Origin of the sequence: Paenalicyclobacillus macrosporangiidus, from assembly GCF_900116805.1 — a bacterium.
GTDB classification, from domain to species: Bacteria; Bacillota; Bacilli; order Alicyclobacillales; family Alicyclobacillaceae; genus Alicyclobacillus_H; species Alicyclobacillus_H macrosporangiidus.
Window position 1 is genome coordinate 1 of record NZ_FPBV01000038.1, and the last position, 11,443, is coordinate 11,443.

The 11,443-nt window shown below is 57.4% G+C and carries 11 protein-coding genes; 9 read left to right on the forward strand and 2 right to left on the reverse strand.

The genetic code is table 11. The features are described 5' to 3' along the window. Positions 1-15 precede the first annotated feature (15 nt). From BM357_RS17560 to BM357_RS17570, 3 genes are read left to right on the forward strand one after another with little or no spacing between them, the layout of a single operon-like run. Positions 16-1,389 carry an ATPase, T2SS/T4P/T4SS family gene (locus BM357_RS17560; RefSeq protein ID WP_245784081.1) on the forward strand — a complete coding sequence of 458 codons (1,374 nt, stop codon included), beginning with the start codon at positions 16-18 and terminating at the stop codon, positions 1,387-1,389. A 30-nt stretch (positions 1,390-1,419) separates the two neighbouring features. After that, complete coding sequence (locus BM357_RS17565; RefSeq protein ID WP_074956555.1) at positions 1,420-2,301, forward strand: type II secretion system F family protein; 882 nt, start codon at positions 1,420-1,422, stop codon at positions 2,299-2,301. 38 nt (positions 2,302-2,339) lie between these two features. Further along, on the forward strand, positions 2,340-2,738 hold the full coding sequence (locus tag BM357_RS17570; protein ID WP_245784082.1) for a hypothetical protein: 399 nt from the start codon (positions 2,340-2,342) through the stop codon (positions 2,736-2,738). A gap of 201 nt (positions 2,739-2,939) precedes the next feature. On the opposite strand, the gene BM357_RS17575 is transcribed toward BM357_RS17570, so the two are convergent. After that, positions 2,940-4,283, reverse strand: coding sequence for an IS1380 family transposase (locus BM357_RS17575; protein ID WP_074956559.1), 1,344 nt, complete (start codon positions 4,281-4,283; stop codon positions 2,940-2,942). 245 nt (positions 4,284-4,528) lie between these two features. Here BM357_RS17575 and BM357_RS17580 point away from each other — a divergent pair, with 245 nt between their 5' ends. The 6 genes from BM357_RS17580 to BM357_RS17610 all read left to right on the forward strand — a co-directional run bounded on the left by BM357_RS17580 (position 4,529) and on the right by BM357_RS17610 (position 10,938). Continuing rightward, positions 4,529-6,226, forward strand: a complete 1,698-nt coding sequence (locus BM357_RS17580; protein WP_074956561.1) for an amidoligase family protein — start codon at positions 4,529-4,531, stop codon at positions 6,224-6,226. 117 nt (positions 6,227-6,343) lie between these two features. Further along, positions 6,344-6,826, forward strand: a complete 483-nt coding sequence (locus tag BM357_RS17585) for a gamma-glutamylcyclotransferase family protein (RefSeq protein WP_074956563.1) — start codon at positions 6,344-6,346, stop codon at positions 6,824-6,826. Next, positions 6,819-7,655 carry a hypothetical protein gene (locus tag BM357_RS17590; protein WP_074956565.1) on the forward strand — a complete coding sequence of 279 codons (837 nt, stop codon included), beginning with the start codon at positions 6,819-6,821 and terminating at the stop codon, positions 7,653-7,655. Before BM357_RS17585 ends, BM357_RS17590 begins: the two co-directional genes overlap by 8 nt. A gap of 27 nt (positions 7,656-7,682) precedes the next feature. Beyond that, positions 7,683-7,940, forward strand: coding sequence for an AbrB/MazE/SpoVT family DNA-binding domain-containing protein (locus tag BM357_RS17595; RefSeq protein ID WP_074956567.1), 258 nt, complete (start codon positions 7,683-7,685; stop codon positions 7,938-7,940). A gap of 905 nt (positions 7,941-8,845) precedes the next feature. Then, the gene (locus tag BM357_RS17605) at positions 8,846-10,081 is read left to right on the forward strand and encodes an IS110 family RNA-guided transposase (RefSeq protein ID WP_074956571.1); all 1,236 of its coding nucleotides are present in this window, start codon (positions 8,846-8,848) and stop codon (positions 10,079-10,081) included. 323 nt (positions 10,082-10,404) lie between these two features. Further along, positions 10,405-10,938, forward strand: coding sequence for a GntR family transcriptional regulator (locus BM357_RS17610; RefSeq protein ID WP_074956573.1), 534 nt, complete (start codon positions 10,405-10,407; stop codon positions 10,936-10,938). A gap of 28 nt (positions 10,939-10,966) precedes the next feature. Here the strand turns inward: BM357_RS17610 and BM357_RS17615 are convergent. Continuing rightward, a partial coding sequence (locus BM357_RS17615) for an integrase core domain-containing protein (protein ID WP_175511567.1) occupies positions 10,967-11,443 on the reverse strand: 477 nt, incomplete at its 5' end.

Consider the following 11,443-nt stretch of genomic DNA (forward strand, 5'->3'; position numbering starts at 1 on the left):
GGAGCGTGATGCAGCGTGCAGTTTGAAGAGATTGAACAGGCCCAACGCGAGATGGAACGGGTGTTACGGGGCGAGCCGGAACTGGAACGTCTCGCACGGGAAGCCGAACCGCATTACCAGCGCCTGCTCGAAGAAATTCGTCGCCGCAACGAGTGGTGGCGGGAGCTTCCGCCAAGGAAGTCGGCGTATGCGTACCTGGGCCGGATCGCGGGCGAGATTGACGTGCCGCACGCCTACCGGGAGTACGTCATCACCGCCGTGCTCAATGACATGTACTCCTATGGCAAGATCCAGCGGCTCATCGACGACCCGCTTGTAAGCGACATTCAGATCTACGGGGGTTTCGCGACGTTCTACATCCGGGCCGGGCAGCGCTACGAATCCACGGAGGCGCGCATGTCGAATGAGGAGCTGTATGCCTTCGTGCAAAAGAAGCTGTCGGGCACGAACTACCATTTCGACCTGTCCAAACCGTCATGCGACGCGATTCTCCCGGACGGATACCGGATGCACGTGGTGGGAGGCCCCGCGGGGTGGACCGTACCGGACGAGGACGGGCGGCGTCTGGAGCATGACTGTCTCATCGTGACCATCCGCAAGCCGCTGCGGAACTTCACTCTTCAGGAGTTGTGGCAGCTGCGCACGTTTGATGAGACGATTCTCTGCTTCTTCGAGTGGATGCAGCGCTTGGCGCGCAGCTTTGTGATAGTCGGCGGAACGGGCAGCAGCAAATCGACCCTCATGGCTGCCCTCCTGGGTCTCGTTCCGAAAGACCGGGTGTCCGGGATCATCGAGGAGATGCCGGAGTTGCAACCCCTCTGTCCGTGGGCGGCGCGGCTGTACGAACGCCCGGCGAACGCGGAGGGCAAAGGCGCGGTGCGGATGGCGGAGCAGGTGGTCAACACTCTTAGGATGCAGTTTGACAACGTGTACGTCGGTGAGGTGCGCACGTCCCCGGTGGCGTGGGAGTTCTTGCAGGCGGCTTCGACCGTCACCCACCAGACCGGGACGACGCTGCACGTGCGCGGCATGCCGGACACCGCGGCGGCGATCCGGAGGCTGGCGGCGCTCTTGTTGGGGCATGAGACAAAGCCAGGTCCCGCGATGGTGGGCGATCTCATCACGATGGGTGTCAAGCACATCATCGGCATGATGTCGGCGCCGGACAAAGGCGGCAAGCGCGTGGTGGAGATCGGTGAGCTTTTGCCCTATGAGCCACAGAAGCGCCGGATTCCGTATGTGGTGATTGCCAAGTGGGACCCGGCGACCGACACGTGGCATTTCAACGGCATCACCAAGGCGATGGTCGATGAAGCGAGGATCTGGGGATACACCATTTCTGGCTTGCCTGTACAGGAACACCCGGATGTCCGGTACGTGTATCTGTGACGGCGAAGACAACGAGAGGAGCAAAATGGCATGATTGCGCAATTGATCGGGCTTTTGGCGGGGTTGGCGCTGCTGTGTCTGTTCATCGAGAGCGACCTGCACCGGGCACACCGTGAGTCGCTGTGGCTCGCGTCGTTGCGCGAGCGGTACCATACGGCCAAGACTCGTCTTCCTGCGCTCGACCGGCTTGCGTATGAGATGAAGGAGGGCGGGGTGAAGACAACCCCGCTCATTCTCGTTTCCGCGGCCGGGTTCGTTGTGGCATCGGTGCTGTTGTCGCTGGCGGAGGAATCGGTCCTATTCGGCGTCTTGGTGAGCCTCGCCGGGACCATCGGCGGAGCGGTGGGGTGGATTCGGTACCGGTACCAGAAACGCAAACGGACGTTTTTCGACGCGCTGTTGCGTGAGGCCATGCCGATAGCAATCACGACCTTACGGGCCACAAACCGCCCGGAGGCGGCGTTTGAGGATGTCGCTTCCATCGCACGGGACAAGCGGGTCAAGTCCGAGTTCGAGGCCCTGGCCAAGACGTGGCGGGGACTGCACGTGACCCCAGAGCAGGCGCTGGGGCTTGCGGCGGCCCGCTGGGAGATCGACGAGATGGTGCAGCTTGCGAGGGCGACGGAGGAAGCCGTCAAGTACCACGCGAACCTGGCTGAGTTGTGGTTGAAGTACCGGGAGCAGATCGAGCGGGACGAGGACAAGCGGCGCAAGCTCCGGGCCAAGACGCTGGCCGGGCGGCGCAACGGACTCATTTACTCGGGGATCGTGGTGGCCATGTTCGGGCTGGCGTACCCACGGGCACACCAGTACATGACACCGATTGCGAACACCGGGTTTTGGATCGTGTTGCTGATACTTCTGGCCTGCACGTGGGCGATCTGGAGGGCCGGGGAAGTGATAGAGGTTTGATTGCGACAAGTGATTGGGTTGACACAGGGCCGAGAACGATGCGTCTTACCCGGCACTATACCGTGACCATTCACGACGGGGTGGCGGTGCTGCATCATGCACCGCACCCCTTATGGCCGTGGTACTGGATGGACGCCGAACGGTACTTCAGAGAACGTAAGAAGGCGTACCGGAGGTTGGCGGAAAGCGGACGACCGGACATTCGTGAGGTACGCGGTTACAGCCTGTGGATCGATTACGCGCGGGACGGGTTTGAGCAGCACACGGAACCGGTTCGGTTTTGGCGCGACCAGATGGGGCTGATTTCGGTTTGGCTGTTCAACGTGTACAACTGGCGGACGAGCCGCGTGGGAAAACTCGCAGGGCTCTTGAGAAAGAATGAGGTGAATGTGGGGACGATGGATTGGGCCACGTTCGTCCGCAAGTATGGAGCATAGGTACCTCCTGAATCCGTGACAAGGTAGCTGTCGAGCACTCATGCGGCGTTTATCTTGCATCGAACGGGCTGCGACTGCATTGGTGCGTGGAGCGATTCCATCGAATTCAACCGTAAGGGAACGCCAGTTCCCGCAGAAGCGAATAACTTCCCCGGCCTGTTCATCGTCAGGCTTTGTTCCCAGGCCACAAGACGGCACATGTTATACGAAGGTCAAATACAAACGGCGAAACACAGGGAACCATCGGTTCCCATGCCCCAACTTCAGTTTGCTCTGCCTGGCATGTCGGACTAGTTTCGCAGCCAAGGTCATCAAGTTCTGAATCACCGTCCGGATACGACGACGTTCTGCCTTCTTACGCAGAGGTGCATCGTTGCGTTTCAGGCTTTCCTGGCCAATCACCCTCAGCAAGTTGTAAGCCATGCATACAAAATGCAGTACCAGGTTGTTGGTTGCGAACTTGCCTGACGGTAACCGTTCAGCGTCCAGATCCGTCTTGATTTCGCTGTGGAACTGTTCCATCACGGCGTGGTCATGGTACAGACGAATGATCACATCTGGGTCGTCCGGCAGTGAGGTCCAATAAGCATTGACCTCGATGTCTGGGACCAACAAGGTTTGCCCGTCGGCCATGGTGGTCCGTTCGATAACGTCGAATACCATCCGAACTGGTTCCGACAGGCCCTTGACCGGGCACATCAGCGAACCGTGATACACTTTCTTGCCTGGCCGAGGCTCGTGGCATACACCGTGCTGCTGGGCGGTCACGAGCCAGGCCTGGGGGCTTTCCTTTCGCAGATTCCGTTTGATGATGAACTCGGCCCTGCTGTCCTGTGAGCGACACACGGCAATGTTCTCGGCACTGTCATTTCCGGCATCCATGCGAACAAGCAGCGGAAGGTCTGAGATCTGCTTTGCGTACTGAATACTCTTGCGCAAGAAGGCCGCTGTATCCTTTTGAACATGGGTACTGCCTTCACGCAGCTGAACATTGACCACATAGCCCTCTTGGCCGAGGTAAGCAAAGATTGGGGCGTATCCATCGTGGCCTTTGTACGTGCGGGAGACGCCTTCTTTTTTCGTTCCCGAGTTATCAAATGGGCTCACGTTAAGGTCCAGGGGAATGTAAGCCCGGCGTTTCGATGACTCACCCAGCACAATCGGATGCAGTGTAACATCCAGGGTCCTCAAGAGGTTTGCGGACTCTTCGAGTAAAATACTCTCCCAGCCGGCCTTTCCGGCTGCCATATCCAAACGCTGGCGCAGCGTTGGGCTCGAAGGCACGCTGTCCATCTGTAGTGCGATCGTGAAAAACTCGTCATCACGAAAGGCTTCGATGTGGTCAAAGTCCGTCTTGCCTTGACAAAGCAGGCCGATGTATGAGTACGCTACATCTCGGTTTGAAATGTCTGGTTTTCCCATGCCTGACAGGCGAGTCCGATTCAGGCGTTCACCGAGAGTGGTTTTGTCCAGCAATAAACCGACAAGGGTCATTCCAGAATGTGTGACAATGACTTCGTCGGATTCTTCGATGATAAAGCGCAAGGGGGTTCACCTCTGAGGTGAAGGGGGATTGAAGGGAACGGACATCCCAACTATCCCGATTCTACACGACAAATCACAAGTGCTTCAGTAGTTTTTACACCTGCTTGTCACGGATTCAGGTACCAGAGAACATGGAAATTATGGGGAAGGGTATGAGCCGCCTTCATCCTCAAGCCCGTTGACTGACCTTGTGCGGTGGTATGCCCTGCCCTACACCCCTCCTTCGAGTGAAGGAGGGATTTTTTATGCCTGTGTCCTGCGCAGTCTGTTCCAAACATCTCACCCATCCGGTCTCCGTCCAACGCGGCACCGGACCAGTGTGCGCCCGGCACGTCAACGAGTTCATCGCCCTCATCTCCGCCGAGCGTGCACACAATGTTCGGGAATCTTGGGCGCAAATAAGACGCCGCGAGGTCGTCGATGGCCAAGAGGTCGAACACACCGTGATGTTGGGTGTCGACCAGATGGCCATTGCCAACGCCAAGGCCCGGTATCTGGCCCGCATCCGTCGCGTCAGAGAGGTGCCAGTCAGCGCAGGGTTAGTGCCGTCCGAATACTCCGCGACCCGGCAACGGTACGAAGACATCCTGATCGAGCGGTTTGGCAGCGGCGCTGCGCTGGTACACTCCGGCTCGGAACGCGATTACGTAATCACCACCGACCGAACCGGCGCCCATGCAGAGCACTGCTCCTGCCCCGACCATTGGTTCCGCAACCGCCCCTGTCGGCACATGCAAGCTTACGAGCTTCTGGCCGCTCGCCAGCGCGAAGATGCACCGACGTCCGCCGAGCAGCGCTCCACGGAATCGGAACGTGAACTTCGCGGCGACAACCGCATCGCGGCAGCACCCACCATCATCGGTTCGGTGGTTGACCGTGAGGCGGCGTGGGAGAGTTCGCGGGATCGCAACCTGTACGTCTGGCAGGAGCGCCATGCCCACGACGGGGTGTTCGTCAGCGAGAGCGACGAGGCGTGGACCACTCTGCGGGAGACAGTCGCCCGAGATGGTGGCCTCGGCGAATATGAAACGGAACACGTGCTCGACGGCGTGGATACCACGTTCGGGATTGAACTCGAAGTGGAGGGCGTGAACGGTCACGATGTCGCGGCCGCGTTGCACCGTGCGGGTCTGTCCGAAAGTCTGACGATGGGCGGTTACACGACAAGTTTCGCGCCTGGGACCTGGGGAGTCCGGAGCGACGGCAGCCTGGTAGGAGGATGCGAAATCGTGTCTCCCGTGCTTCGGGACACGCCGGAGACGTGGCAGGCGATCTCGGAGATCACGAGGATCTTGCATGAACAGGGTGCTCAGACCAGTCAGCGCACAGGATTCCACATCCACATGGCCCATGACATTCTCGACGACCGCGGCTACCGATGGCAACGGCTCGGGCGGTACATGGTGGGTTACTCCCGCGAATATCTCCAGATGGGGGCAACGAGAAGCCGTCTGACGCGGCCTGAACTGCCCAATCAGCACCGTGGCACAAATTATACTCAACCCCTCCGGAAGACCCACGTGGTGAAGCTCCGGAAAAACGACACCGCGATGGAGGCGTCAAGAAAGATCATCGGGTACACCGGTCACAGCTCACGCTACAAGATGGTCAACACCGCGAAATTCGTGGAGCATGGCGTTCCGACGGTGGAGTTCCGGTATCCGAACGGCACGGTCGATCCGGTCGTCATCCAGCGCCAGGTGCAGCTTGCCAACGCCACCTTGATGCAGTCAGCATATCTGCGCAAGGACAAGCCCGGCGCTGACCGCCTGCCGAGACTCTTCCGCAGCGACCGGGGTGTCGAACTGGAGCAACTGCATGCGCAGAGCCCAGAGTCCCGGTTCCGGTTGTATCTGGACACGTTCGGCAGTGAACGGTTGCGCAGGATTGCAGCTGGATTATGGGTGCGAGGTGCCGTACCCGCATTTCTTCTGGATATATGAGACTTGTTGACAGGATTGGAAGAATAGAGTATACTTCCTCAATAGGAAGGATGAGTTAATTCATGTGAACGTTGGTATAGTTGGTACATCCGAAGGGCGGGAAAGGAGGCGGGGTGCGTGCTCTACTTCGCCTATGGAAGCTGTATGAACCACTTGGATTTCATGAAGACGTGTCCGACCGCGCGGCTTGTATCTGACAACGCGGAGCTTCGCGGATACAGACTCGTGTTCAACGGCCGGTCGATGGCGCGTCGCGGCGGGGTGGCGAACATCCGGCGCGCGCCAGGGCACGTGGTGCACGGAGTGCTGTGGGACGTCCAAGACCCGCGCGAGATCACGGCGCTCGACCGACGGGAAGGAGCCCCGTACGTGTACCGCCGCAGACGGGCCAGGGTATACGTGGAGGACAGGCCCGTCTGGGCGTGGACCTACGAGTTGGTGAACCCGCTTTGCTTCGAGGTGCCGCCGTCGGGCGAGTATGCCGGACTCATTCTGGCGGCCATTGCTGATCCTGGGTATCGGCAGAATGTAAAGGCGCACATTTGTTCGTTGTGGGAAGGTATGCGGAATATCCGAGAAAGGGTGATGGTGGGTGACTGAGGCAACCGTGTACGAGATCACCCAACGGGTGTACGACGGCACGTTTGACACGCTGTGGCGGCCGAAGTTCTTCACGCCGCTGGAGGAAGGCAAGGCCGCGTCCAAGGAGTTCATCGTGAAGTACCTGGACCGGCCACCGGCTGAGACACATTGTCTGGCCGGGATTCTGACGTATGTGATGGATTATCCGTACTTCGACACGGACGACGAGATCACCAAGGCCCTGATGCGCCTGGAGATCGTGAAGCCTCTGCACCACTCCCTGACCATGCAGGGCGTGCGGTCGCGGATTGTGTACGGCTCGGTGACGCTGCTCGACAACACCCAGCCGCCGCCGTATGCCAACCCGGAGGAAGCCGCGGAGTACGAGGACATGGAATGGATCGACGAGGAGCCGGTCGAATGGAACCTGTTCAACGACCGTACGCTGATTCAATCCCTCATCCGCAACGAAGCGCTCATTGTGATGGAACGTGCAGACGTGTTCGTCCTGCGCGGCGACGCGGCGCTGCGCAAGGCGAAGCAGGGCCACTGCGGGAGCTGCCGGTATCTCGCGCGCGACCGTGAGGACGACCCGGACGGGGGTCTTTGCACGGCGTACTACCAGCGCACGGCGGATGAAGCGCCGATTGGGACGTTCTGCACGGACTTTTATCCGCGGCTGAAGCAGGAAAAACCACCCGCGGACCGGTATGTGCTGGTTGAGCCGGACATGATCTACATCCCTCCGTATACGTCGCAGACGCTGTTTGAGGTTGATGGAAGCGAGACCGATTGGCTGAAGGAACTGAGAAAGGAAATCGCGAAGCAGGGACGGGACACAGACTGACATGTAAAAAGATGGGGAGGAATGGCAATGAAGGCGACCGGCGTGGTGCGCCAAGTTGATCAGTTGGGGCGCGTTGTGCTGCCTATTGAGTTGCGGAGAACGCTCAATATCCAAGAGAAAGACGGTTTAGAAATATTCACCGAAGGGGACCAGATCATCCTACGGAAGTACGAACCGGGTTGCATCTTCTGCAATGAGGTGGAGGAGGTCCGGGAATTTCGGGGGAAGATGGTGTGTGAGAAGTGTCGGGAGGATCTTGCAAACGTTAATGTGCAAGTGTGGTGACGGCGAAGCCCGCCGGGTGGCGGGCTGTTTTTATTTGCGGCGCTCTGTATCAAAAGTATTGATCTGTTGTAGCTAATAATTCCATTTCACTATCCTATGTCCTCGTATGATGGTAGTAGAAGTTCTCCTCCGTTGAATTTCCAGTAGGTCCGGAACTGCTGGAGCAGCGCCGGAGAATTTCCAGAGCCGGCTCGAACCTCATCCGAATGAGACAGCTGCTCGGGAGGATGGGGAGTGGTTGATGGGACTTCCCCATCCGCACATTCTGGCAGTTTGTTATTTGCAATACCGGGTTTCACCCATGGATGGGGAAGTTCCCATCGGCCCATGGATGATGGTTATGGATTTGGTCGCTTATCGGAGTCGTCTGACCGCTACTCCGCTCCGTTGTCATGCGCTCGTTCCTTGACAGCTGCATATCCGTCCACATCTGGTTGGGGGAAGCCCCAACGCTGTCGGACTGTGGACCTAACATCATCGCCCCCCTTCCTCAGCAGGAGGAGCGGGAGGGGTGAATGGCCGAAGACCAGAGGGGAGAAACGAAGCGGCTTCCCCTGTGTCGAGCCTGTGGAGCTTGTGGGCAACTCGAAGAGTTGTCTAGCAAATTCACAGGCTGGGCCTTCGACTCAACCGGACAGCCTGTGGGACAATGGGATCAGCAAGCCTTTCTCGGGATATTTCTTCTTGTCCCTGCGGACCATTCGGTACTGCTGTATAAAGCCTGCTACCCAGGATCCACCACCTATGTTCTAACCGCTGGTTGCGCCTCCGTGACGGATGAGGTGTAGTGGCCCGGAATTGACGTCCGCACGGATGAGTGCTGATGACGGGGCTGAGGTCGGTGGTTCCCACGGGCACCCAGGTCCGGGACTGGCTTGACTTTCCCACGATGGGAGGTGAATTCGTTGGCGAAACTGCATGTTGGGATCGACGTGAGCTTGAACGCCAACCATGTTCAATTCATGGATGAGGCGGGCGCAGACTTGGCTTCGTTCGAGATCTCCAATGACCCTCAGGGAGCCGACACTCTCATTCACAGGGTCTTGGAGACCTTGGCAGCCAAGCGAATGGATAGTGTCGTTGTGGGCATGGAGGCGACCGCCAACCTCGGATGGCATCTGGCGCATTATCTCAAACAGCAACTCGCCCACCGGGCCTCCCACCTCGACGCTCAGATTCACGTCTTAAACGCACGGAGAGTGGCTCGTTTCAAGAAGGGTTACGACAACCTTCCCAAAAACGACCGCATCGACGCCTGGGTGATTGCGGACCATCTGCGGTTTGGCCGTCTCCCACAAGCCATGACGGACACCATCCAGTACGAAGCGCTTCAGCGTCTTACCCGAACTCGGTTTCATCTGACGCAGACCATCTCTCGGGACAAGACATTTTTCCTGAACCAGCTGTTTCTCAAATTCAGAGGTCTGCGTCAGGACAACCCGTTTTCGGATACCTTCGGTGCCACGTCGTTAGCCGTCATTCAAGAGCTCGAGCCTGAACAAATCGCTGCGATGCCACTGGAAGACCTGGTGGCACTCCTGGTCGACAAAAGCCGAAACAGGTTCGCTGACCCAGAGCAGACCGCCCGGGAACTCCAGAAGGTCGCCCGTCGCTCCTTCCGCCTCGACAAGGTGATGCAGGATCCTGTCAACCTGTCCTTATCGGTGACGCTCAGCGTGATCCAGCACATGGAGTCTGAGGTGAAAAGGCTCGACAAGGCCATCGCTAAACTGATGAGAGGGGTCCCGAACACCCTCAAGTCCGTCAAGGGTATCGGCCCCGTGTACGCCACTGGCATTATCGCCGAAATCGGCGATATTAAGCGCTTTAGAAACCACAATGCCTTGGCCAAGTATGGCGGTCTGGTGTGGAACCAGTACCAATCCGGAGAGTACGAGGCCGAAGAGACGTCTCGGATGCGTACCGGGAACACGTATCTGCGGTACTACCTGATTCAAGCCGCAGACCAGGTTCGACGGCACGACACCGAATACGCCGAGTTTTACCGGAAGAAGTTCGACGAAGCGTTGAAGCATAAACACAAACGAGCGCTCGTCCTAACTGCAAGAAAACTGGTACGGCTGGTGTTTGCACTACTAAACACCAACAAGCTGTACACACCACCGGAGAGGAGGCGGTAGGCCAACCTGTCCTCCAAATTTCCAGCTACTCCGCTCCACGCATGATATCTGAAAATTTTGCGTATAGTGTGGGCCTAGTTTGAGTTACCCTTCAACGTCCCGATCTACACCTTTTTCCCAAATCCATTTCCAATTATGTTGGATCACCCCCTTGACATATCACTGCTGGGCTTATCGAAGTGTGGGTAGGGTAGCGTATGCAACGTTCGGTTTAAGAGCTTTCACAGCGGCTTCTCAACACCAGGGTCTGAAGTAACCTAATTGTGTTGACGATATAACCACTCTAATTTATTATAACGTTATAACAAATGGAGGTAGGAGCCTTGTTGCACCGAAACTCTGGGGTTCCATTGTACATCCAGATCCGACACGATATTGAATCAAGGATAAGGAAAGGAGAGTGGAAGCCATCCCATCAGATCCCGACTGAAGAGGAACTGCAGACCATTTACGGAGTGAGTCGTATAACGGTGCAGCGGGCCGTAATCGATTTGGTCCGCGCTGGCTTGCTTATCCGGACTCCAGGGAAAGGGACATTTGTGAGCAATACGATTCCGGAGCAGAATCTCCTGGAGTTCATCAATTTTGTGACTGAGGAGCAAGCCATTGAAGGACCCCACCGAGTGATAACCAGTGGTGTAGTAACCGGGGATAATGCGGTTGCGGCCATGCTTAAGGTTGCACCAAATGAACCAATCGTACGACTCGAACGCATCAAACTGTCTGAGGATGTTCCAGTTGCACTGGAGGTGTCGTATGTACCCCTTCGATTCGCACCTGATCTGCTGGAGCAGAGGTTGGACGTATTGAACCCGACTTTGTCAAGACAGATGGGATGGCTTTTAAGAGAGAGATGAGAGACTTGCAATTCAGATAAAAATTGTCTCACGCTGCGTTTTGTTGCATTTTCCAATTTCTGAATTCCAACGGCGAGCGATAACCTAGTGCGGAATGCGGTCGATCCGTGTTGTAAAAGTGAATGTACGACTCAATGGCCGCTTTCGCCTCGGCAAAGCTGCTGTATTCCTGCAGCCAGACCTCCTCCTCCTTCAGCGACCGGAAGAATCGCTCGATGTATGCGTCAGCATCGGGGTTGTTGTACCCGGTCCGCTCATGGTTGATTTGGCAGGCCTTCATCGCTTCGATGAACCGTCGACTCGTCATCTGGCAGCCATTGTCCGTTCGCAATGTCAGACCGGCACCTTGAACGCCATTCGGGAAGCGATAGTTCAGCGCCATATCCACAGCCTTCAGCAGGTCCTCTGTACGGCAGAACCGGGAAAACGAGTACCCCACAATCTCCCGGTCATAAGCGTCAATCACGGCAAACAGATATCCCCAGCCGTCCTTCCCACACCACAC